At 70.8% G+C, this 21,346-nt stretch carries 21 protein-coding genes; 14 read left to right on the top strand and 7 right to left on the bottom strand.

Translation table 11 applies throughout. From position 1 onward, the window contains the following. Nucleotides 1-7 precede the first annotated feature (7 nt). From ACWGIH_RS12425 to hutH, 3 genes are all read left to right on the top strand, one after another. The gene (locus ACWGIH_RS12425; RefSeq protein ID WP_453452346.1) at nt 8-817 is read left to right on the top strand and encodes an enoyl-CoA hydratase/isomerase family protein; all 810 of its coding nucleotides are present in this window, start codon (nt 8-10) and stop codon (nt 815-817) included. A 102-nt stretch (nt 818-919) separates the two neighbouring features. Continuing rightward, a complete protein-coding gene (locus ACWGIH_RS12420; protein ID WP_453452345.1) occupies nt 920-2,089 on the top strand; it encodes a diguanylate cyclase domain-containing protein in 1,170 nt (389 codons plus the stop codon). A gap of 195 nt (nt 2,090-2,284) precedes the next feature. After that, on the top strand, nt 2,285-3,823 hold the full coding sequence (gene hutH, locus ACWGIH_RS12415; RefSeq protein WP_453452359.1) for a histidine ammonia-lyase: 1,539 nt from the start codon (nt 2,285-2,287) through the stop codon (nt 3,821-3,823). Nucleotides 3,824-3,895: 72 nt separating this feature from the next. Here the strand turns inward: hutH and ACWGIH_RS12410 are convergent, their stop codons facing one another. Together ACWGIH_RS12410 and ACWGIH_RS12405 are read right to left on the bottom strand one after the other, a co-directional pair. After that, entirely contained in the window at nt 3,896-4,672 is a 777-nt protein-coding gene (locus tag ACWGIH_RS12410) for a PepSY domain-containing protein (RefSeq protein ID WP_453452344.1), read from the bottom strand. A 106-nt stretch (nt 4,673-4,778) separates the two neighbouring features. Next, entirely contained in the window at nt 4,779-5,099 is a 321-nt protein-coding gene (locus ACWGIH_RS12405) for a hypothetical protein (protein ID WP_453452343.1), read from the bottom strand. 110 nt (nt 5,100-5,209) lie between these two features. On the opposite strand from ACWGIH_RS12405, the gene ACWGIH_RS12400 reads away from it, so the two are divergent. From ACWGIH_RS12400 to ACWGIH_RS12380, 5 genes are all read left to right on the top strand, one after another. Then, nucleotides 5,210-5,578 carry a hypothetical protein gene (locus ACWGIH_RS12400; protein ID WP_453452342.1) on the top strand — a complete coding sequence of 123 codons (369 nt, stop codon included), beginning with the start codon at nt 5,210-5,212 and terminating at the stop codon, nt 5,576-5,578. Between the two features lie 251 nt (nt 5,579-5,829). Next, nucleotides 5,830-7,092, top strand: coding sequence for a L,D-transpeptidase (locus ACWGIH_RS12395; protein ID WP_453452341.1), 1,263 nt, complete (start codon nt 5,830-5,832; stop codon nt 7,090-7,092). Between the two features lie 139 nt (nt 7,093-7,231). Beyond that, entirely contained in the window at nt 7,232-8,722 is a 1,491-nt protein-coding gene (locus ACWGIH_RS12390; protein WP_453452096.1) for an ABC transporter permease, read from the top strand. Between the two features lie 58 nt (nt 8,723-8,780). Then, complete coding sequence (locus ACWGIH_RS12385; RefSeq protein ID WP_453452097.1) at nt 8,781-9,464, top strand: ABC transporter ATP-binding protein; 684 nt, start codon at nt 8,781-8,783, stop codon at nt 9,462-9,464. 148 nt (nt 9,465-9,612) lie between these two features. Continuing rightward, on the top strand, nt 9,613-12,951 hold the full coding sequence (locus ACWGIH_RS12380; RefSeq protein WP_453452098.1) for a S8 family serine peptidase: 3,339 nt from the start codon (nt 9,613-9,615) through the stop codon (nt 12,949-12,951). Between the two features lie 24 nt (nt 12,952-12,975). On the opposite strand, the gene ACWGIH_RS12375 is transcribed toward ACWGIH_RS12380, so the two are convergent. Further along, a complete protein-coding gene (locus ACWGIH_RS12375; RefSeq protein ID WP_453452099.1) occupies nt 12,976-13,347 on the bottom strand; it encodes a YybH family protein in 372 nt (123 codons plus the stop codon). Between the two features lie 60 nt (nt 13,348-13,407). On the opposite strand from ACWGIH_RS12375, the gene ACWGIH_RS12370 reads away from it, so the two are divergent. Continuing rightward, entirely contained in the window at nt 13,408-13,818 is a 411-nt protein-coding gene (locus ACWGIH_RS12370; protein ID WP_453452100.1) for a winged helix-turn-helix transcriptional regulator, read from the top strand. Further along, the gene (locus ACWGIH_RS12365; RefSeq protein WP_453452101.1) at nt 13,815-14,585 is read left to right on the top strand and encodes a globin domain-containing protein; all 771 of its coding nucleotides are present in this window, start codon (nt 13,815-13,817) and stop codon (nt 14,583-14,585) included. Before ACWGIH_RS12370 ends, ACWGIH_RS12365 begins: the two co-directional genes overlap by 4 nt. 29 nt (nt 14,586-14,614) lie before the next feature. Here the strand turns inward: ACWGIH_RS12365 and ACWGIH_RS12360 are convergent, their stop codons facing one another. Continuing rightward, entirely contained in the window at nt 14,615-15,538 is a 924-nt protein-coding gene (locus tag ACWGIH_RS12360) for a helix-turn-helix transcriptional regulator (RefSeq protein WP_453452102.1), read from the bottom strand. A 118-nt stretch (nt 15,539-15,656) separates the two neighbouring features. On the opposite strand from ACWGIH_RS12360, the gene ACWGIH_RS12355 reads away from it, so the two are divergent. Beyond that, nucleotides 15,657-16,715 carry an NAD(P)-dependent alcohol dehydrogenase gene (locus ACWGIH_RS12355; RefSeq protein ID WP_453452103.1) on the top strand — a complete coding sequence of 353 codons (1,059 nt, stop codon included), beginning with the start codon at nt 15,657-15,659 and terminating at the stop codon, nt 16,713-16,715. A 299-nt stretch (nt 16,716-17,014) separates the two neighbouring features. Beyond that, on the top strand, nt 17,015-17,401 hold the full coding sequence (locus tag ACWGIH_RS12350; protein ID WP_453452104.1) for a VOC family protein: 387 nt from the start codon (nt 17,015-17,017) through the stop codon (nt 17,399-17,401). Between the two features lie 4 nt (nt 17,402-17,405). Here ACWGIH_RS12350 and ACWGIH_RS12345 read toward each other — a convergent pair whose 3' ends face one another. Further along, nucleotides 17,406-18,209 carry an alpha/beta fold hydrolase gene (locus tag ACWGIH_RS12345; RefSeq protein ID WP_453452105.1) on the bottom strand — a complete coding sequence of 268 codons (804 nt, stop codon included), beginning with the start codon at nt 18,207-18,209 and terminating at the stop codon, nt 17,406-17,408. 116 nt (nt 18,210-18,325) lie between these two features. On the opposite strand from ACWGIH_RS12345, the gene ACWGIH_RS12340 reads away from it, so the two are divergent. Continuing rightward, a complete protein-coding gene (locus tag ACWGIH_RS12340) occupies nt 18,326-19,258 on the top strand; it encodes an aminoglycoside phosphotransferase family protein (RefSeq protein ID WP_453452106.1) in 933 nt (310 codons plus the stop codon). Between the two features lie 186 nt (nt 19,259-19,444). Next, nucleotides 19,445-19,852 (top strand): helix-turn-helix domain-containing protein, encoded by a 408-nt coding sequence (locus ACWGIH_RS12335; RefSeq protein WP_453452123.1) that lies wholly within the window; start codon nt 19,445-19,447, stop codon nt 19,850-19,852. A gap of 13 nt (nt 19,853-19,865) precedes the next feature. On the opposite strand, the gene ACWGIH_RS12330 is transcribed toward ACWGIH_RS12335, so the two are convergent. Continuing rightward, nucleotides 19,866-20,474, bottom strand: a complete 609-nt coding sequence (locus ACWGIH_RS12330; protein WP_453452107.1) for a ClpP family protease — start codon at nt 20,472-20,474, stop codon at nt 19,866-19,868. A gap of 5 nt (nt 20,475-20,479) precedes the next feature. Next, nucleotides 20,480-21,136 carry an ATP-dependent Clp protease proteolytic subunit gene (locus ACWGIH_RS12325; RefSeq protein WP_453452108.1) on the bottom strand — a complete coding sequence of 219 codons (657 nt, stop codon included), beginning with the start codon at nt 21,134-21,136 and terminating at the stop codon, nt 20,480-20,482. Between the last annotated feature and the right edge of the window lie 210 nt (nt 21,137-21,346).

The following is a 21,346-nucleotide window of genomic DNA, read 5'->3' as shown; positions in this document are numbered from 1 at the left end:
GGCAGTCATGGTTGGCGAGCAGGGCGGCGAGCAGCGGTACGGGGAGTACGTCGGGGTCAGGCGGCACGGCCACGTCGCCGAGCTCGTCCTCGACCGGCCCAAGGCCATGAACGCCGTGTCCACGGACATGGCCCGCTCCATCGGATCGGCCTGCGCCGCCCTCTCCGAGGACCGTGACGTGCGCGTCGTGGTCGTCACGTCCACCCATGAGCGGGCGTTCTGCGTCGGCGCCGACCTGAAGGAGCGCAATTCCTTCTCCGACGCCGAGTTGCTGCGCCAGCGTCCCACGTCCCGGGCCGCCTACACCGGCGTACTCGAACTGCCCATGCCGACCGTCGCGGCCCTGCACGGCTTCGCGCTCGGCGGCGGGTTCGAGCTGGCGCTCGCCTGTGATCTCATCGTCGCCGACCCGACCGCCGTGGTCGGCCTTCCCGAGGTGTCGGTCGGTGTGATCCCGGGCGGCGGCGGCACGCAGCTCCTTCCGCGCCGCGTGGGCGCCGCGCGGGCCGCCGAGCTGATCTTCACCGCGCGGCGCCTGGAGGCGCCCGAGGCGCGGGAGTTGGGGCTCGTCGACCAGCTGGTGGGCGCGGGTGAGGACCGTACGGAAGCGCTCGCCCTCGCCGCGCGGATCGCCGCCAACTCACCCGTCGGGCTGCGCGCCGCCAAGCGCGCCCTGCGGCTCGGGCACGGGCTCGACCTGCGGGCCGGCCTCGAGGTCGAGGACGCGGCCTGGCGCTCGGTGGCCTTCTCCGGTGACCGGGCGGAAGGTGTCGCCGCGTTCAACGAGAAGCGGAAGCCGCAGTGGCCCGGGGAGTGACGTGGCCCGGGGAGTGAAGCGAGTGGAGGGCCCGGGGAGCGGCCCACACGCTGCGTAATGTTCCAAACGCCCAAAATGCCGCATATCTCCTAGCCTGGGGAGATGGGAGAGGATGTCCGGCTGCGGGCCGTGGTCGTGCTGGCGCAGGGGATGGCCGCCGCGCACACGCCGCGTGAGTCCTGGCGGGCGGCAGCGGGCGGCGCGTGCCGTGCGCTGGCCGGGAGTTTCGCGGCGCTGTCCGTCTGGGAGCGTGACCTCGGACGGCTGAGGGTGCTCGTGAACGTGGGCGAACGGGCCGAGGGGGAGGAAGAGTTCCCGGAGCGTGAGGCGTATCCGGTGAACGAGTTCCCGGAGATCACCGAGTTCCTGCACGAGCGCTGGGCGGGTGGGGGTGAGCCGCACGCCTGGGTCGAGACGGCGCGGGGCCCTTCGGAGGCCACGGCGCCCGGTTACTGCCACCAGCGCGTCGCCGCGCTGCGCAGGCGCGGCCGTGGCTGTTGCGTGGTGGCGCCGATCGTGCTGCACGGGCGGGCGTGGGGCGAGCTGTATGTGGCGCGACCGGTGGGCGCGCTGCCGTTCGGCCGCGCGGACGCGGACTTCGCGACGGTGCTCGCCTCGGTCGTCGCGGCGGGCATCGCGCAGACCGAGCGTCTGGAGGAAGCGCGCCGGCTCGCCTTCACCGACGCGCTGACGGGCCTCGCCAACCGGCGCGCGGTCGATCTGCGGCTCGAGGAGGCGGTGGAGCGGCACCGGGCGGAGGGGACCGTGGTGAGTCTGGTCGTCTGCGACGTGAACGGCCTCAAGTGGGTCAACGACACCCAGGGGCACGCGGTCGGTGACCGGCTGCTCGAACGTTTCGGCTCGGTGCTTTCCCTGTGCGGGGCGATGCTGCCGGGGACGCTGGCCGCGCGGCTCGGCGGCGATGAGTTCTGTCTGCTCTCGGTGGGGCCTTCGGCCGACGAGGTGGTGCGGGTCGCGGATGAACTCTGCGTACGGGCCGCCGAGTTGGAGCAGGGGGACGGGGTCGCGTGCGGGGTCGCCTCCACGGAGGACCCGATCGGCGAGGTCCGCTCGGCCCGCCGCCTGTTCCGCCTCGCGGACGCGGCCCAGTACCGCGCGAAGGCGGCGCGTGCGGCGAAGCCGGTGGTTGCCGGGCGTGAGGGCGCGGATGATCCGGTGGTGCGGCTCGCGGATTCCGAGGGGGCGCGTCCCGCGGGGGAGAGGCGGCGGTTCCGGGGGCGGGGTCGCGGGGCTCCGGGGGGGGGGGGGTGAGGGTCCGCGGGGCTGGGTGCGTCTGTCGGCTGCGGCGCGGTGGGGTTGGTCGCACGGTTCTCCACACCCCTTGTGGAGCCTTTTGTGCCTTTTCGCGTCCGTCCCGCCCGGCCGCTCTCTCGGGTTCGTAACAGGCTCAGGTTGCTTTCGACCGTGACACCTGGCGATTCAGTCCGTACGCTGCTGAATATGGATATGCATACCGTGGTCCTGGGGACGTCCGGGACGTCCGCTGCGGACGTTATTGCTGTTGCGCGCGGGAACGCCCGTATCGAGCTGTCGGGCGAAGCCGTGACCGCTCTTGCTGCCTCGCGTGAGATCGTCGACGCCCTCGCCGCCAAGCCCGAGCCCGTCTACGGCGTGTCGACCGGCTTCGGCGCGCTCGCCAGCCGGCACATCGGCCCGGACCTCCGCGCCCAGCTGCAGCGCAACATCGTCCGCTCGCACGCGGCGGGGATGGGCCCGCGCGTCGAGCGCGAGGTCGTACGCGCGCTGATGTTCCTGCGGCTCAAGACGGTCTGCTCCGGCAGGACCGGCGTACGCCCCGAGGTCGCGCGGACCATGGCCGACGTGCTGAACGCGGGGATCACGCCCGTCGTGCACGAGTACGGCTCGCTCGGCTGCTCCGGCGACCTCGCCCCGCTCAGCCACTGCGCGCTCACGCTCATGGGCGAGGGCGACGCCGAGGGACCGGACGGCGAGCTGAAGCCGGCGGGCGAACTGCTCGCCGCGCACGGCATCACGCCGGTCGAGCTGCGCGAGAAGGAGGGCCTCGCCCTCCTGAACGGCACCGACGGCATGCTCGGCATGCTGGTGATGGCCCTCGCCGACCTCGACGCCCTCTACAAGTCGGCCGACGTCACCGCGGCCCTCACCCTTGAGGCGCTCCTCGGCACCGCCAAGGTCCTCGCCCCCGAACTGCACGCCATCCGGCCGCACCCGGGCCAGGGCGTCTCCGCCGCCAACATGCTCGCGGTCCTCGAAGGGTCGGGTCTCACCGGCCACCACCAGGACGACGCGCCCCGCGTCCAGGACGCGTACTCGGTGCGGTGCGCCCCGCAGGTGGCGGGCGCGGGCCGTGACACCCTCGCCCACGCCCGTACGGTCGCCGAGCGCGAGCTGGCCGCCGCCGTCGACAACCCCGTCGTCCTGCCCGACGGCCGCGTCGAGTCCAACGGCAACTTCCACGGGGCGCCGGTCGCGTACGTCCTGGACTTCCTCGCGATCGCCGCGGCCGACCTCGGCTCCATCGCCGAGCGCCGCACGGACCGGCTGCTCGACAAGAACCGCTCGCACGGCCTGCCGCCGTTCCTCGCGGACGACGCGGGCGTGGACTCGGGCCTGATGATCGCCCAGTACACGCAGGCGGCGCTGGTGAGTGAGATGAAGCGCCTCGCGGTCCCGTCGTCCGCGGACTCGATCCCGTCCTCCGCCATGCAGGAGGACCACGTGTCGATGGGCTGGTCGGCGGCCCGCAAGCTCCGTACCGCCGTCGACAACCTGACCCGCATCGTCGCCATCGAGCTGTACGCCGCGACGCGCGCGGTCGAGCTCCGTGAGGGCCTCACGCCGGCCCCGGCGACGCGCGCGGTCATCGAGGCGGTCCGCAAGGCGGGCGTCCAGGGCCCGGGCCCCGACCGCTTCCTCGCCCCCGACCTGGCGGCGGCGGACGAGTTCGTGCGCTCCGGCGCGCTGCTCGCCGCGGTCGAGCCGGTGACGGGCCCGCTGGCCTAGCGTCGGCGTCCCGTACGCCGAGGAGGGGTGCCGTCAGGTTCTGACGGCACCCCTCCCGCACGTGACCGCGGATCAGTCGCGGTCGACGTGCTCACGGGTGATGCCGCCCTTGACCGCGTCGATGTCGAAGTCGGTCTTGTTCCAGTCGTCGGTGACGACGTCGACGGACCAGACCAGCGCCTTGTTGTCGTTGTCGTCCAGGCCGATCGACGTGACCGTGCCCTTCTTCTTGTCCGTCGCGGCCTTGGCCGCCTGCTCCGGAGTCTGCTTGACGCGGGACAGCCAGTCGGCCGTCTCCTTCTTGTCGTCGGCGTCCTGGTCCTTGTCGGGGGCGGAGCTGATCACCTTGCCCGAGACCGCGTCGATGCGGACGTCGTGCACGGTGCCGTCCTTCTCGGCGACCTCGGCGACCCACTGCGGACCCGAGGAACTGCCGCTCGGGCTGGGACTCGCGCTCGCGCTGGGGCTGGCGCTCGTGTCGTCGTCGCCGTCGTCGTCCTTGTCGTCGTCGACACCCTCGAGGTCGAGGTCGGTCAGCTTGCCGCCGGGGACCTTGCCCACCGCGGCGGAGGCCGCCTTGTCGTAGGTGACCTTGGTGTCGGCGAGCAGCGCCTTGCGCTCCTGCTGGTCCTGCGTGAGGGACGCGCTGCCCGTGGGGGTCTGCGACGGCGCCTCCTTCGGGACGGTCTTCGCCGCTTTGGAGGTCGCTTCGCCGGACGCCTTGTCGCTGTCCGATCCGCAGCCTGTCACCAGGGCCGCCGAGGCCGCGACGGCGCACAGGGCGCCGACGAGGCGGAGACGGCGGGCGCGGGGGGTCGCGGATGTCTTGTGCCGGGGCTCGAATCTCATACCCGCATGCCTAGCTCTCGACCCGTACGCAGCCATGTTGCCGCGCGGCCAGGGTCACCCAACTGCCCGGCGTGCGCCCCACTTCCCGGTGAGCGTGAGCGGGACCTCAGTAAGCCGGGCCCTGCCGTTCCCGGCGGACCGAGAACGCCACGAAGCCCGCCCCCAGGCCCAGGAACGCCGTCCCGCCGATCAGGTACGGGGTCGTGTCGACGCCCGCGCCCGTGTCGGCGAGGCGGTCGGCGGACGCTGTGGCGGTGTTCTCCGAGTCCAGCGTCGCGCGGCGCTGTTCGGTGTGGACGACCCGGGAGGAGTCAGGTGCCTCCGAGGATCTGAACGTCGCCGTCGCATTCGCGGAGGGAACGAACCACAGGGCGCCGAGAAGGGTCCCTGCGGCAGTGGCGGTGAGCAGCGATCGACGTGCGGACACGGAATCGGATCCCCCTTGTGGCGCTGGCGAATTGGCCGTGTGGGGCGATGGTAATGAAAGGCGCGGGTCGCGGGAAAGTCGCGGGGGTCATGGGTCGTACGCTCCGACCCATGAGCACATCAGAGTCATCACGTTTTGTACGTCTCCGCGTCGAATTGGTGGTCGAGGTCGACGACTCCGGCGAGCTGGCCTCGTCGGCCCTGCGCCGCATCGCGGAGGACGAGCACATGCCCGCCGAGGAGCGGCAGCACGCCGAGACGGCCGTCAAGGAGGACGACGCGGAGGCGCTCGCCTATCTGGTGGACCCCTTCGACCTGGTCAGCGAGGTGCCGGGGGTGGAGCTCTCGCAGGCGTCCTGGAGCAGCGAGCAGATCGACTACGACCCCGATTCGCCGGACTGGGACCCGGACGAGGATGATGACGACGAGGACGACGCGGCCGGGGAAGTTGTGGCCGGGGGCGGTAGCCGGGGGTTGTAGACGGTGGACGGAAAGTAGTACGTCTACCGGACGGAAAAAACGGAACCCGTAGCCCCGGACGGCAACCGCCGCCCGGGGTTCCGTCGTCTCAGAGGTGCACGGCTGTCACCGGCGCACCGCATGACGTGGTGTTCCCCACATCTTCCGCAGAAGTGGAACGGGACGAACCGGGCAGGACGTTATGCGGGATTACGGGGACTCCCGGCGTTCTTGGCGTGTTGGGGATTTCGGCAACGATGGAGAAGCGTGTGATGACGGACAGTAGGCGGCGGCGCGGACGGCGCAAGGGTCTTGCGACCGTGTCCGCTCTGGTCGGCGGCGTCCTTGTGCTCTCGGCCTGCAGCGGCGGCGACGGCGACAAGAGCAGTGCCGGCGGCGGCAAGGAATCGCAGAACCAGGTCGACGAGGCCGCCGCCAAGAAGACCTCCGAGGCCGACATCAAGATCGCGCCCAAGGACGGCTCCGACAACGCGAGCATCAACAGCGCGGCCAAGGTCACGGTGAGCAAGGGCTCCCTCACGGACGTCACGATGACGACCGAGACGGGCGACGCCGTCGAGGGACAGATAGCGGCGGACAAGAAGAGCTGGAAGCCCAGCGGCCAGCTGGAGCGTGCGACCACGTACAAGATCTCCGCCACCGCCAAGGACTCCGACGGCCGCAAGGCGCACGAGAACTCGAAGTTCACGACGGTCTCGCCGAACAACAGCTTCATCGGGAACTTCACGCCCGAGGACGGCTCCACGGTCGGCGTGGGCATGCCGGTGTCGATCAACTTCGACAAGGCGATCACGAACAAGAAGGACGTCCAGTCCCACATCAAGGTGTCGGCGAGCAGCGGCCAGGAAGTCGTCGGCCACTGGTTCGGCAACAACCGCCTGGACTTCCGCCCCGAGGACTACTGGCAGGGCAACTCCACGGTCACCATGAAGCTGGCCCTGGACGGCGTCGAGGGCGCGGACGGCGTCACCGGCGTCCAGGAGAAGACGGTCCAGTTCAAGATCGGCCGTAACCAGGTCTCCGTCGTCGACGCCAAGACCAAGCAGATGAAGGTCATGCGGGACGGCAAGGTCGTCAAGACCATCCCGATCTCCGCGGGCTCGCCGGAGAACAAGACGTACAACGGCAAGATGGTGATCTCCGAGAAGTTCAAGGAGACCCGGATGAACGGCGCGACGGTCGGCTTCACGGACGACGACGGCAAGGGCGAGTACGACATCAAGGACGTGCCGCACGCCATGCGCCTGTCGAACTCGGGCACGTTCATCCACGGCAACTACTGGGGCGCGAAGTCCATCTTCGGCGGCGCCAACACCAGTCACGGCTGCGTCGGCCTCGAGGACGCCAAGGGTGCGGGCGACAAGAGCACCCCGGGCGCCTGGTTCTACGACAACTCGATGGTCGGTGACGTCGTGGACGTCCGGAACACCGGCGACAAGACGGTCCAGCCCGACAACGGCTTCAACGGCTGGGTCATGGACTGGGCGCAGTGGAAGGCCGGTTCGGCCGTCTGAGACGCGTTCGGCCCCATTCCGTGTACGGCGGCGGCCCGCACCCCTCAACAGGGGTGCGGGCCGCCGCCGTTCGGGCTTCTCATGGTTCTCTTATGCCGCCCTTATCCGTTCATCACGGTGCGTACCTAGCTTCACGCACATGTTCTTCACCTACCTGAGGCGCGAGCTGCGCCGCCGCAGAAAAGCGGCCCTCGTCGTGGCCTCCGGTCTCGCGCTCGGCATCGCGCTCGTCATCGTCGTCAGCTCCGTGTCGTCCGGCATGAAGCAGGCGCAGGGCAAGGTCCTGGAGTCGCTCTACGGGCTCGGCACCGACATGACCGTCACCAAGGCGGCCACCCCGCCCGAGGAGGGCAGCGGCTCGACCGGGCGCCCGCGCTTCAAGTTCGACGCGACGGACGGCGAGGACGCCGACGGCAAGGAGCAGAGCAGCGACCGCGTCATGGTGCAGGGCTTCCAGACGCTCTCCTCGTCCACCGTCTCGAAGGTCGGCGGTCAGAGCGGGGTCGCGGACGCCGTCGGCGGGCTGAGCCTGCAGGTCATGAAGGTCAACGGCCAGTTCGAGCGCGGTCAGTTCGAGCAGGCACCCGGGTCCACCGGCAAGGCGCAGCCGCCCGGTGGTGGCGGCGGCGACCAGCAGCAGGGGCGGGTGCGCGGCGGTGGCGCCGACTTCGACGTCGACTCCTACAGCGTCTACGGCACGGACGTCAGCAAGCTCGACCTGGGCCCGCTGACCTCCTCGAAGATCAGCAAGGGGCGTACGTTCACGGGGTCGGAGTCCGACGCCAAGGTGGCCGTCGCCGACGCCTCGTACGCCAAGGAGAAGAAGCTCTCCGTGGGCGACACCGTCACCATCTCCGGCACCAAGATCGAGGTCGTCGGCATCGCGACGCCCGACAGCGGGGACGCCGCGGCCAACCTCTACCTCCCGCTCAAGCGCGCGCAGACCCTCGCCGACTCGAAGAACAAGATCACCACGGTGTACGTGAAGGCCGCGGACTCGCAGCGGATCGACGCGGTCAAGAGCGCCATCCAGAAGAACGTCTCCGGCACGACCGTGACCACGTCTGCCGACCTCGCCGACACCGTCTCCGGCTCGCTCTCCACCGCGTCCGACCTCGCCTCCAGCGTCGGAAAGTGGCTGTCCATAGCCGTGCTCGTCGCGGCCTTCCTGGTCGCGGGGCTGCTCACGTCCTCCGCCGTCAGCCGTCGCGTACGGGAATTCGGCACCCTGAAGGCGCTCGGCTGGAAGAGCGGCCGTGTCACCCGGCAGGTCATCGGCGAGGCGGTCGTCAACGGCCTGGTGGGCGGCGTGCTCGGCATAGCCGTCGGCCTCGGCGGGGCGTACGTCGTGACGGCGATCAGCCCCACCCTGACGGCGGAGCTCGGCTCGGCGGGCGGTCAGTCGGGCGGCGGAATGATGGGCGGCGGCCCCGGCGGCGGAGGCCCGGGCGCCGCTCTCGGTGAGTCGGCGTCGAAGGCCCTGGACATCTCGCTGACCGCTCCCGTCAGCGCCACCACCATCGCGCTCGCCGTCGGGCTCGCCGTGGCCGGCGGTCTCGTCGCGGGTGCCTTCGGCGGCTGGCGTGCCTCGCGGCTGCGGCCCGCGGACGCCCTGCGCCGCGTCGAGTAGGCGGCTCTCACGACCCGATCGAGCCGCCAACCCCCTTACGTATCGCAGGAGTCACACCATGTATCAGCTCAAGGACGTCACCAAGCAGTACCGCAGGGGCAAGGAGACCGTCGACGCGCTCGCCGGGGTCGACCTGGCCATCGGCGAGGGTGACCGGCTCGTCATCCAGGGCCCGACGGGCGGCGGCAAGTCCACGCTCCTGCAGATGCTCGGCGGGCTCGACCGGCCGTCGTCCGGCAGCGTCGAGCTCGACGGCGTCGACCTGGCCGTCCTGCCCGAGGCACGGCTGACCAAGGTGCGCGCCGAGTCCATCGGCTTCGTCTTCCAGGCCTTCAACCTGATCCCCACGCTCAGCGCCCAGGAGAACGTCGAGACCGCGCTCGTCCCGCTGCGCCTCGGCGCCGCGGACCGCCGCGAACGCGCCGCCGACGCCCTGGCCTCCGTGGGCCTCGGCGAACGACGCAGCCATCTGCCCGCCGAACTCTCCGGCGGCCAGCAGCAGCGCGTGGCCATCGCCCGCGCCCTGGTCAAGCGGCCGAAGGTGCTGCTCGCCGACGAGCCGACCGGCAACCTCGACGAGTCCATGCGCGACGAGATCATGGAGCTGCTCGAAGGGCTCTGGAAGGAGCACGGCCTGACGTTCGTGATGGTCACGCACGACAGCGCCATCGCGCGCAAGGCCCCGCGCCTCGCGACGATCAAGCGCGGACAGATCAAGGTCACGGAACGCGCCGACCGGTGACCCCGACCGGTGGCCCCCGCCCGATGGCCACTCCTCTGCCAACTCGTCACTCCTGACGCACTATTGAGCAGATGTTCGACCCTGGGCGATACTTCCTCGTCCAGGGGCGAGAGCCCCTTGACCTCCAGGGGGAGACTTGCGCAGAAAAGTGAAGAGAGCCTACGGGGCCACGATCGCCACAGCGGCGGCCGTGGCCCTCGCCGCGGGCATGACCAGCCCGGCGTCGGCGGCGAAGCAGTCGCCGGACGCGGCAGCCGCGCAGCCGGCGGGCCTCAAGAGCGCCGCACAGACCACGCACCGCATCACCCTCATCACCGGCGACCGCGTCACCGCCGACGCCAAGGGCCGCGTCACCGCCTTCGAGCGGGCCGAGGGACGTGAGCGGATACCCGTACAGACCAAGCGCGTCGGCGGCCACAGCCTCGTGATCCCGGCCGACGCTCAGCATCTGATAGCCACCGGCAAGCTCGACCAGCGGCTCTTCGACGTCACCGAGCTGAGCAAGAAGGACAACCGCAGGGCCCAGCAGAAGGGCCTGAAGCTGATCGTCGGCTACAAGGGATCGGCCGCCGGAGCCAGGTCCGATGTGCGCGCCGCGGGTGACACCACGGTCCGCAGGACCCTGAAGTCCCTCAACGCCGACGCCATCACGACGCCGAAGCAGGACGCCACCGACCTGTGGTCGGCGCTCGTCGCCGACAAGGGCGGCGCCACCGCGTCCGGGGTCAGCCGCGTATGGCTGGACGGCGTCCGCAAGGCGCGCCTCGACAAGAGCGTGCCGCAGATCGGCGCCGACAAGGCGTGGGCGGCCGGCTTCGACGGCAAGGGCGTCAAGGTCGCCGTCCTGGACACCGGCGTCGACGCCACGCACGCCGACCTGAAGGACCAGGTCGTCGCCGAGAAGAACTTCACTCCGGCGGCGGACGCCAAGGACCGCTACGGCCACGGCACCCACGTCGCCTCCATCGCGGCCGGCACCGGCGCGAAGTCGGGCGGCAAGCTCAAGGGAGTGGCGCCCGGCGCCAAGCTCCTGAACGGCAAGGTCCTCGACGACAATGGCTCCGGCGACGACTCCGGGATCATCGCGGGCATGGACTGGGCGGCCGAGCAGGGCGCCGACATCGTGAACCTGAGCCTCGGCGGCGGCGACACCCCCGGTGTCGACCCCCTCGAAGCCCAGGTCGACAAGCTCTCCGCGGACAAGGGCATCCTCTTCGCGATCGCCGCGGGCAACGACGGCGAGCCCGGCTCCGTCGGCTCACCGGGCAGCGCGGACGCCGCCCTCACGGTCGGCGCCGTCGACGACAACGACAAGCTCGCCGACTTCTCCAGTCAGGGTCCGCGCGTCGGCGACGGAGCCATCAAGCCCGACGTCACCGCACCCGGCGTGGACATCACCGCGGCCGCGGCACCCGGCAGCGTCATCGACCAGGAGGTCGGCCAGAAGCCCGAGGGCTATCTGACGATCTCCGGTACGTCGATGGCGACCCCGCACGTGGCGGGCGCCGCCGCGCTGCTCAAGCAGCAGCACCCGGACTGGAAGTACGCCGAGCTCAAGGGCGCGCTCACCGCTTCCACCAAGGGTGGCAAGTACACGCCGTTCCAGCAGGGTTCGGGCCGCATCGCCGTCGACAAGGCCATCAAGCAGACGGTCGTCGCGGAGCCGGTGTCGCTGTCCTTCGCCCCGCAGGCGTGGCCGCACACCGACGACAAGCCGGTCACGAAGAAGGTGACGTACAAGAACCTCGGCAAGGAGGACGTCACCCTCGACCTCGCCGTGACGGGCACGAACCCCAAGGGCGCCCCGGCTCCCGCGGGCTTCTTCAAGCTCGGCGCGAAGACGGTGAAGGTCCCCGCGGGCGGCAGCGCCTCGGTCGACCTGACCACCGACACCAAGCTCGGCGGAACGGTCGACGGCGCGTACTCCGCGTACGTCGTGGCGACGGGCGGCGGCCAGTCCGTGCGCACGGCGGCCGCGGTCGAGCGCGAGGTCGAGTCGTACGACCTGACGCTGAAGCACATCGGGCGTGACGGCCAGGCACCGAAGTACTACGACAGTGACCTGGAAGGCATCTCCGGGCTCGCCACCCGGAAGTCGTACAACCCGTTCGACGCCTCCGGCACGGTCAAGATCCGGGTCCCCAAGGGCGGTTACGTGCTGAACACCGGCATGTACGCCGACCCGACGGACTTCACCAAGGGCGCCGACTGGATCGCCCAGCCGAAGCTGAGCGTCACCAAGGACACGACGGTGACGCTGGACGCCCGCAAGACGAAGCCGGTGGACATCACCGTCCCGTCGGCGGACGCCAAGCCGTACTTCGCCTCTCCCGAGTTCTCGATCGACACGCCGCACACCGGCTACTCCTTCGGCTGGTGGCTCGACGGCGGGTACACCAACTTCCGGAGCGCGCACCTGGGTCCGCAGGTCACCGACGGCTCGCTGTCCCAGCAGTGGGACGGCCACTGGACCGCGGGTGACCTCGCCGAGTACAACACCGTGCTCGGCGGCGAGGTCAAGCAGGTCGCCACGGGCTACACCAAGCACTACAAGGCGTCCGAGCTGGCCACGGTGAAGGCGAACCTGGGCGCGTCGGCCAAGGGCAAGAAGGGCACGTTCAACGCCACGGGCTGGCTCCCCGGCAGCTCGAGCGGCTCCTCGATCGGCATCCCGACCCAGCTGCCCGGCACCCGGACGCTGTACCTGTCCACCGCCGACGACGTGAAGTGGAACATGAACTTCGAGCAGCAGACCGGGGTCGACCCGGACGGCTGGCCGATCATCGACGCGGCCTACACGCTGGGCGCGGCGCAGAAGTTCGCGGCGGGCAAGAGCTACGAGAAGACGTTCAACACGGCCGTCTTCGGCCCGCGCATCGGCGGCAACTACGGCGTCTTCCGCCAGGACAACGAGATCACCGGCAGTCTGCCGCTGTTCGCCGACGGCAAGACGCACGTGGGCTCCTCGCTCTACTCGTCGGTGAAGACGACCCTCTACAAGGGCGCCACCAAGATCGGCGAGAACGAGGACCCGGTGGCGGGCGGCGCCTCGTTCAAGGTCCCCGCGGCCGAGGCCGAGTACAAGCTGTCGACGTCCGTGAAGCGCAGCGTCAAGGTGGCCGCGGCCTCCACGCGCATCGACGCGAGCTGGACGTTCCGCTCCAAGAAGGCCGACAGCGCCAAGCTGCCGGTCTCCACCGCGCGGTTCGCCGCGGCGACCGACCTGAGCAGCAAGGCCAAGGCCGGCGAGACCCAGTCCGTGCCGGTGACGGTGCAGGGCGCGGCCGCGGGCTCGAACCTCAAGTCCCTCGCCGCATACGTGTCGTACGACTACGGCCAGACCTGGAAGAAGGCCACCGTCAGCGGCGGCAAGATCAAGGTCAAGAACCCGGCCGCGGGCAAGGGGATCTCCTTCCACGCCAAGATCACGGACAAGAAGGGGAACAAGTCGACGCTCTCGATCTACAACGCGTACTACGGCAAGTAGCCGCACCACGCGCTGTCTGAGCGTCTAGGCGGGAACCGCGGCGCCGAAGGGACTGTCGATCACATATCGCCAGTACCCGTCGGCGCCGCGGCGCGCCACGTCGGTGGCCGTGGAGGACACGACACCCTCGATCTCCCAGTCGACGACCAGCAGCGCGATCTCCCCGCACACGTGCACATGGCGAGGACGCACGGAGAGGGGCAGGCCGATCGCGAGGAACGGCGCGTTCGCCCCGGCGATCCGGTCCGATCCGTGCACCGCGGCACCCGACTCCGGCACGAACGCGGCACGCTCCTCGTACAGTTCGCGCACCGCGTCCGGATCGCCGCTGTTGAACCGATCGGCGAAGGCGGCGGGGACGTCCTCGGCACGGGTGGGCAGGGGCATGTTCGGCATGTGCGACTCTCCTGGAAAGGCCGGACCGGCTCGGTTCCCGCAACCGTAGGAGGCGCTGTCGTGACTCACCGAACGGTAAGCCAGGGGCCGGATCGGCAGGGGCTGCCGGACGATCCCAGGGCGCGGGTCGCCGCCCCCACGCCCGCCTGCCCCGTGGAGATCACCCTCGCCGCCCTGCGCGGCCGCTGGACCACCTTGATCGTCCGGGAGCTGCTGCCGGGCGGCGCCTACGCGTACAGCGAACTGGCCTCCGCGCTCCCCGCGTTGTCGGACAAGGTGCTCACAGAGCGGCTCGCCCAGCTGGTCGCCGCGGGGGTCGTCCTGCGCACCAGGACCCCCGGCTGGCCCCCCACGGTCACCTACGAACTCACCCCCCACGGAAAAGAACTCGGCCCGGTCCTGCAAGCGCTGTGGGACTGGGGAGCACGCGTGCCGGCACCATCCACTCCACAGGAAGCCGACGTCACATGACCGCCCACACCGTCGAGTACATCCGTTACCGCATACCGCCCGAGCGTTCCCCGGAGTTCCTCTCCGCCTACACCCGCGCCGCCGCGCCGCTCGCCGCGGCACCGCAGTGCGTCGACTTCGAACTGGCCCGCTGCGAGGAGGACTTCGAGCACTTCATCCTCCGCATCACCTGGACGTCGACCAAGGACCACCTGGAGGGCTTCAGAGGTTCGGAGCTCTTCCGCGACTTCTTCGCGGAGATCCGCCCGTACGTCGAGAACATCGAGGAGATGCGCCACTACACGCCCACCGCCGTACGCGGCACGGGCGCCTCGACACCGACCCTCTACTCGTGGGCGGGCGGCGAGGAGAGCCTCGCGCGGCTGACCGAGGTCTTCTACGAGAAGGTGCTGCGGGACGACCTCCTCGCCCCGCTCTTCGAGGGCCTGCCCGCCGAGCACGCCCGGCACGTCGCCCAGTGGCTCGGCGAGGTCTTCGGCGGCCCGGACACGTACTCCGGTGAGCACGGCGGGCACGCCCGGATGGTCGGCAAGCACCTCGGCAAGGGCATCACCGAGCCCCAGCGCCGCCGCTGGGTCAACCTGATGCAGGACGCGGCGGACGACGCGGGTCTGCCGACGGACGCCGAGTTCCGCTCCGCCTTCGTCGCCTACGTCGAGTGGGGCACCCGCCTCGCGGTCTACTTCTCGGGCCCGGACGCGACCCGCCCCGCCGACCAGCCGGTGCCACTGTGGAACTGGGGCGCGGCACCCCCGTACCAGCCCTGACGCCCGGGTGCGGCGCACGCGGAGGGCGGCTACTCGCTCTTGCTCCTCGCCGCACCCGCGCGCGCCGCGTCCGCTCCCCAGCTGGCGAGCAGCCGCAACGCGTCGGCCGACGCCGAGTCCGGCTGCGCGTGGTAGGTCACCAGTGACTGGTCGTGATCGTCGGGCAGTCGCAGCGTCTCGTACGACAGGGTGAGATCGCCCACCAGGGAGTGGTGCAGGCGCTTGACGCCGTGCCCCTTCTCCCGCACGTCGTGCGTGGCCCACAGCCCCCGGAACTCCTCGCTCTTCACGGAGAGCTCGCCGACCAGGGCCGACAGCTGCGGATCGTTCGGAAAACAGCCCGCGTCCATCCGCAGGAAGCTCACGATGTCCGACGCCTTCTGCTCCCAGTCCCGGAACAGGGCGCGCGACTCGGGGTGCAGGAAGCAGATCCGCGCCCAGTTGCGCTCCTCGGGCGGCAGCGCGCCCCAGTCGCCGAAGAGCGCCGCGGCCATGCGGTTCCAGCCGAGGATGTCCGAGCGGCGGCCGACCACGTAGGCGGGGATGCCGTCCATGGCGTCGATGAGCTGGAGCAGCGCGGGGCGCGCGTTCTGCGGACGGGCCGCGCGCTTCTTCTTGTGCTGCTTGGGCTTGGCCAGATGCGTCAGGTGGGCGTGCTCGGCATCCGTCAGGCGCAGGGCACGCGCGATCGCGTCCAGGACCTCGCCCGAGACATTGCGGCCGTTGCCCTGCTCGAGACGGGTGTAGTACGCCACGGACACCCCCGCGAGCTGCGCGAGCTCCTCACGGCGCAGCCCCGGCACCCGCCGGTGACGCCCGAAGTTGGGCAGGCCGACGTCCTCCGGCTGCAGCCGGGCCCTGCGGGTGCGCAGGAACTCGCTGAGCTCGGCCCGGCCGTCGAGGGGCTCGGGGGCGGCGGGGGAGTGCGGGGGCTGCCCGGTGTCGGCGTCCATGCATTCCAGTATCAGGGGTCGTACGCATCCGAGCCTGTCCCCGCCAGTAGTAGGACCACTGGACGTAGGCAGAGCCGTGACCTGGGTAGATGTCCGCGAGGCTGGCACGGTGGAGGACATGACCGCACAGACCAGCACCACCACCGTTTCCGCTTACGCCGCCCCGTCCGCCAAGGCCCCCCTGGAGCGGACCACCATCCCGCGCCGCCCGGTGGGCGAGTCCGACGTACTGATCGACATCAAGTACGCCGGCATCTGCCACTCGGACATCCACCAGGCGCGCGACGGCTGGGGCGAGGGCATCTTCCCGATGGTCCCGGGCCACGAGATCGCCGGTGTCGTCACGGAGGTCGGCTCCGCCGTCACCAAGTTCGCCGTCGGCGACCGCGTCGGCGTCGGCTGCATGGTCGACTCCTGCCGCGAGTGCGAGAACTGCAAGGCGGGCCTGGAGCAGTACTGCGACCAGGGCAACGTCCAGACGTACAACGCGCTCGGCAAGGACGGCGAGCCGACCTACGGCGGCTACTCCACGCACGTCGTCGTGGACGAGGCCTTCACCGTCCGCATCCCCGACGGCCTCTCCCTGGATGTCGCCGCGCCGCTCCTGTGCGCCGGCATCACCACGTACTCCCCGCTCCACCGCTGGCAGGCGGGCCCCGGCAAGAAGATCGCCGTCGTCGGCCTCGGCGGGCTCGGCCACATGGGCGTCAAGATCGCGCACGCCATGGGCGCCGAGGTCACCGTCCTCTCGCAGTCCCTGCGCAAGAAGGACGACGGCCTGCGCCTCGGCGCCGACCACTACTACGCGACCAGCGACGAGGCCACCTTCGAGCAGCTCGCGGGCTCCTTCGACCTGATCCTCTCCACGGTCTCCGCGCCGCTGCCGCTGGACAAGTACCTGGGCCTGCTGCGTCCGGAAGGCGCCTTCGTGAACGTCGGCGCCCCCGAGGAGCCGGTCTCGCTCAACCTGTTCTCCGTGATCGGCGGCGGCAAGACCCTCGCGGGCTCCATGATCGGCGGCATCCGGGAGACCCAGGAGATGCTGGACTTCTGCGCCGAGCACGGCCTGGGCTCCGAGATCGAGCTGATCGACGCCGCCCAGATCAACGAGGCGTACGAGCGCGTCCTCGCCAGCGACGTGCGCTACCGCTTCGTGATCGACGCGGCCACGATCTGAGTCGTTCGCCCGGCGAGGACGTCTTCACCTGCAACGAGCGCTTCCAGTCGACACTGGAAGCGCTCGACGGCCGATCCCTTGTCCACGGCGGCCGGTCGGCCGAGGTCGAAGGCTCCTGGCCGGGCTACGCCGTCGTTCGTGAAAGCGGGGCGGGTGGCCGGATCTCGACTCGGCCCACGGCCCTAGGACGCATTGCGCACCAGGTGGGGGGCCTTGTGACCGATGCCCGGCGCGTGACCCGTGCCTAGTGTGGTGGTCGTCCACGGGGGCACCCCAGACGCACGGGAAGAGGTCGCACGATGTCCATCGAGCTCAACCACACCATCGTCACGGCGACGGACAAGAAGGCGTCCGCCCATTTCCTCGCCGACATCCTCGGCCTCGAGGTCAGTCCGCAGTACGGCCCGTTCCTCCCCGTCGAGATCCCCAACGGCGTGACGCTGGACTACATGGAGAGCGACGGCCGGCCGATCACCCCCCAGCACTACGCCTTCCTGGTCTCCGACGACGCGTTCGACACCATCTTCGGGCGCATCAAGGACGCGGGGCTCACCCACTGGGCCGACCCGCACCACACGGTCGTCAACGAGATCAACACCAACGACGGCGGCCGGGGCGTCTATTGGGAGGACCCGGACGGCCACAGCCTGGAGATCCTCACCAGGCCGTACGGCAGCGGAAGTTGAGCCCTCAAGCCCTCTCCTCCGCCAGGAAGTCCAGCACGAGCGGCGTCGCGACCTCCGCGAACTCCTCGAAGTACGCATGCCGCGCACCGGAGATGAGCCGCATCCGGGCCCCGGGGACGCGTTCCGCGAGCAGGGGCGCGTTGGCGGCCGGATTGAACACGTCGTCGGTGCCGTGCACGACGAGCGTCGGCGCCGTGATCCGCTTCAGCGCGCCCCAGGCATCGTGCCGGGCGCTGGCCCGCAGATGGCGCCGGCGGGCGTGCGGGGGCATGTCCGGGTCGCCGACGGTGTGGAACACGGGTTTCCCGGGTCCACGCTCCCGCCCGGCGATCCAGCCCGGGGTGTACATCAGCTCCAGCAGGGCGCGTTGCGCGGCCGCCGGATCGGCCTGGGTGAGGGCCGCGCGCACCTCGGGCCCGCGCTCGACGCCGTGCGGCGCCCCCGGTGACGTACAGCCGAGGACGAGCCGGTCGACCCGTCCGGGGTGATCGGCGGCGAGCCACTGGGCCACGCGGCCGCCCATCGACGTGCCGTACACATGGGCGCGGTCGATCCCCGCGTGGTCGAGCACGGCGACGACGTCGCGGGCGAAGCCGGGCGTGCTGTAGCTGTCGGTGTCGGGGCGGCCGCTCCCGCCGGTGCCGCGCCAGTCGAGTACGACGGTCCGGTACGCGGCGGCGAAGTCGTCCCGCACCGGGTCCCACCAGCGGCGGCTGTTGGACTGCCCGCTGAGCAGCACCAGGGGGCGGCCCGAACCGTGGATCTCGTAGTGCAGGGCGGTACCGTCGGCGGCTTCGGCGAAGGGCATGGGGTGAACGGTAGCCACCGGCCGCCCTCGGCCTCCTCGCCGGGGCGGCAGGTGACAGGCAGCAGGTGACAGGCGGCGGTCGGCGGTCGGCGGGCGACAAGCCCTAGGGTGCCGGGATGACCGGGACACCCATCGAGGTACCAGAGGGATTCGCGCTCGACACGGCCCAGCGGGAGGGCGAGCGGGGCCGGGCATGGCTCGCGACGCTGCCGGGTCTCGCCGACGAACTGCTCCGGCGCTGGGACTGCGAGCCGACGCGAGCAGCCACGCACGGGCAGGTCGGCCTCGTCGTCCCCGTGAGACGTCGGTACGACCGGGCGCCCGCCGTCCTGAAGATCTCCTTCCCGCACCCCGGCAACGTGTACGAGCCGCACGCCTTCGCCGTGTGGTCGGGCCGCGGCGCGGTCCGCCTGTACGAGCGGGACGACGCGCGGTTCGCGATGCTCCTGGAGCGGGCGGGAGCGGAGACCGGGGCGGGCGGGGGTTCGCTGGCCGACGTCGAGGACACCGACGAGGCGGTGGCCGTGGCCGGACGCCTGGCGCGCCGCCTCGCCGTGCCCGCGCCCGACGGACTGCCGCGGATGAGCTCGCTCGTTGGGGAGTGGGAGTGTGAACTGCGGGACGAGGACCGGGAGTTGGGCTCGCCGTTGCCCGCGCGCGTGGTGGCCGCGGCGATCGCGACCGTACGCGAACTGGGCGCCGACCAGCCGGACACCCTGATCCACGGCGACCTGCACTTCACCAACGTCCTGAGGTCGGAACGCGAACCCTGGCTGGCCATCGACCCCAAGGGCTACGTCGGCGACCCCGCGTACGACTCGATCACCCTGCTGCGCTCCCGCTTCGAACCCCTGCTCACCGCTCCCGACCCGCGCGCCGCCGCCCTGCGCCGCCTCGCCGTCTTCGCCGACGCGGCCGAGGTGGACCGTGAACGGGCCAGGCGGTGGGCGCAGGCGAGGGCGGTGACGGCAGCGCACTGGGGGCTGCGGCACGGGGACCCCGCCTGGGTGATCAAGGCGACGGAGGCGCTCGCGGAGGCGCTGGTCTGAGGCGCTGGTCTGAGGCGGCGGGATGAGCTGAGGTGGGTTTCGCCGGTGGCAGAACGCTGATCGCTGACGGGAGGCCGGGGCGGCTCCTACGCTGAAGGGGTGAGCAGCCAAGAGCGGTACCACGAGCCGGAGCAGGCCCCGGAGGGCGAGCGGCAGGCAGCGGAGGGCGAGCAGCAGGCCCGCGTCATTCCGCTGCGCCCGCGCCACGCCGCGCGCACGGAACCGCGCCGGGCCGCCCCGGCCCCCGTACGCACAACTCCCGTGACACCGGCGGCGAAAGAGCCCCTGTGGCGGGACGTGGTCGGTGACGTGCTGCGCCGTGAGCGCCTCGCCCAGGAGCGGACGCTCAAGGATGTCGCCGAGGCGGCCCGCATCTCGATGCCGTACCTCTCCGAGGTGGAGCGCGGCCGCAAGGAGGCCTCGTCCGAAGTCCTCGCGGCCGGTGCCCGCGCACTGGGCCTGAGCCTGGCGGACCTCCTCTCCCTGGCCCAGACCGAGTTGACCCGCTCCACGCAGCACACGCAACACACACAGCCCACGCACCGCATGCGGTCGACGACCCCGCACCAGGGAGACATCCGCCTGGCGGCGTAGGCAGAGGACGCGGCTAGGCAGCGGCGGCGAGCATCCGCCGGCTGAGCACCTCGTCCGCCAGCCCGTACGCCACCGCGTCCTCGGCGGTGAACACCTTGTCGCGGTCCATGTCCGCGCGCAGCGTGGCGACATCGTGCCCCGAGTGCCGGGACAGCACGTCCTCCACCTGCGCGCGGATCCGCAGCATCTCCTTGGCCTGGAGACTGAGGTCGGAGACCGTCCCCTGCTGCCCGCCGCTCGCGGGCTGCCCCAGAAGCACCCGCGCGTGTTCGAGCACGAAGCGCCGCCCGGGGTCACCGCCGGCCAGCAGCACGGCGGCGGTGGAGGCGGCCTGCCCGACGCAGAACGTCGAGATCGGGGCGCTGATGAAGCTCATGGTGTCGTAGATGGCCATGAGGGAAGTGAAGGAACCACCGGGCGAGTTGATGTAGATGGCGATCTCACGCTCGGGGTTCGAGGACTCCAGATGGAGCAGTTGCGCGATGACGACATTGGCCACACCGTCGTCGATCTCGGTCCCGAGGAAGATGATCCGCTCCGAGAGCAGCCTGCTGAAGACGTCATAGGCGCGCTCTCCCTGAGGGGTGCGCTCGACGACGGTGGGAATCGTGTACTGGCTCATGTCGGTCAGACCCCCAGCCCCATGCGCGGCTTGGAGGCCGCGGGGCGCACATCGGCGAGCGAGTCGAGCACCTGGTCGACCATCCCGTACTCCTTGGCCTGCTCGGCGGTGAACCACCGGTCGCGGTCGCCGTCCCGCGAGATGACGTCCTCGCTCTGACCGGTGTGCTCGGCGGTGATCCGCTCGACGGACTTCTTCGTGAACTCCAGGTTCTCGGCCTGGATCGCGATGTCGGCGGTGGTCCCGCCGATGCCCGCGGACGGCTGGTGCATCATGATCCGCGCGTTGGGCAGGGCGTACCGCTTGCCCGCGGTGCCGACGGTCAGCAGGAACTGCCCCATGCTGGCGGCGAACCCCATGGCCAGGGTCGACACGTCGTTCGGGATCAGCCGCATGGTGTCGTAGATGGCGAGCCCGGCGGTCACGGACCCGCCGGGGCTGTTGATGTACAGACTGATGTCGGTCCGCGGGTCCTCGGCGGAGAGCAACAGGAGCTGCGCGCAGACCCGGTTGGCCGAGACCTCGTCGACCTGGGTCCCGAGGAAGACGATCCGCTGGGTCAGCAACTGCGCGGCCAGATGATCGTCGAACCGGGACGAGGGCGTCTCGCCCTCGGAGGCGTACGGGGCAACGGACCCCGTGCCGTTCACGATGGGTGGCATCGTCCATCCTCCTGACCGTGGGAGCGGCGCCTGACGTCCGCTGCCCTGTCCCACCACCTTCGACCGGCCACCCGCGCCACGTAAGGGTTCTCGGCCCGCGGCAGATTCGCTGACGGCAGAGGGTGTGCGGCCTGCGCGAACAACGCGCGCCGTTACCCCAGCTCAGGTATTCCGCCTAGTCTGAGTTTCCGTCCTCTGCTTTCGGCTGCT

The sequence above is a fragment of the Streptomyces sp. NPDC054872 genome (assembly GCF_053610705.1).
This window is presented reverse-complemented; position numbering and strand designations above follow the sequence as displayed.

Excerpts from the sequence above, each read along its gene's own strand:
- ACWGIH_RS12375 (WP_453452099.1), bottom strand. The coding sequence starts at position 13,347 with ATGCCGAACATGCCCCTGCCCACCCGTGCCGAGGACGTCCCCGCCGCC.
- ACWGIH_RS12325 (WP_453452108.1), bottom strand. The coding sequence starts at position 21,136 with ATGCCACCCATCGTGAACGGCACGGGGTCCGTTGCCCCGTACGCCTCC.
- ACWGIH_RS12390 (WP_453452096.1), top strand. The coding sequence starts at position 7,232 with ATGTTCTTCACCTACCTGAGGCGCGAGCTGCGCCGCCGCAGAAAAGCG.
- ACWGIH_RS12355 (WP_453452103.1), top strand. The coding sequence starts at position 15,657 with ATGACCGCACAGACCAGCACCACCACCGTTTCCGCTTACGCCGCCCCG.
- ACWGIH_RS12395 (WP_453452341.1), top strand. The coding sequence starts at position 5,830 with ATGACGGACAGTAGGCGGCGGCGCGGACGGCGCAAGGGTCTTGCGACC.
- ACWGIH_RS12420 (WP_453452345.1), top strand. The coding sequence starts at position 920 with ATGGGAGAGGATGTCCGGCTGCGGGCCGTGGTCGTGCTGGCGCAGGGG.
- ACWGIH_RS12385 (WP_453452097.1), top strand. The coding sequence starts at position 8,781 with ATGTATCAGCTCAAGGACGTCACCAAGCAGTACCGCAGGGGCAAGGAG.
- ACWGIH_RS12410 (WP_453452344.1), bottom strand. The coding sequence starts at position 4,672 with ATGAGATTCGAGCCCCGGCACAAGACATCCGCGACCCCCCGCGCCCGC.
- ACWGIH_RS12345 (WP_453452105.1), bottom strand. The coding sequence starts at position 18,209 with ATGCCCTTCGCCGAAGCCGCCGACGGTACCGCCCTGCACTACGAGATC.
- hutH (WP_453452359.1), top strand. The coding sequence starts at position 2,285 with ATGCATACCGTGGTCCTGGGGACGTCCGGGACGTCCGCTGCGGACGTT.
- ACWGIH_RS12400 (WP_453452342.1), top strand. The coding sequence starts at position 5,210 with ATGAGCACATCAGAGTCATCACGTTTTGTACGTCTCCGCGTCGAATTG.
- ACWGIH_RS12340 (WP_453452106.1), top strand. The coding sequence starts at position 18,326 with ATGACCGGGACACCCATCGAGGTACCAGAGGGATTCGCGCTCGACACG.
- ACWGIH_RS12360 (WP_453452102.1), bottom strand. The coding sequence starts at position 15,538 with ATGGACGCCGACACCGGGCAGCCCCCGCACTCCCCCGCCGCCCCCGAG.
- ACWGIH_RS12365 (WP_453452101.1), top strand. The coding sequence starts at position 13,815 with ATGACCGCCCACACCGTCGAGTACATCCGTTACCGCATACCGCCCGAG.
- ACWGIH_RS12330 (WP_453452107.1), bottom strand. The coding sequence starts at position 20,474 with ATGAGCCAGTACACGATTCCCACCGTCGTCGAGCGCACCCCTCAGGGA.
- ACWGIH_RS12350 (WP_453452104.1), top strand. The coding sequence starts at position 17,015 with ATGTCCATCGAGCTCAACCACACCATCGTCACGGCGACGGACAAGAAG.
- ACWGIH_RS12425 (WP_453452346.1), top strand. The coding sequence starts at position 8 with ATGGTTGGCGAGCAGGGCGGCGAGCAGCGGTACGGGGAGTACGTCGGG.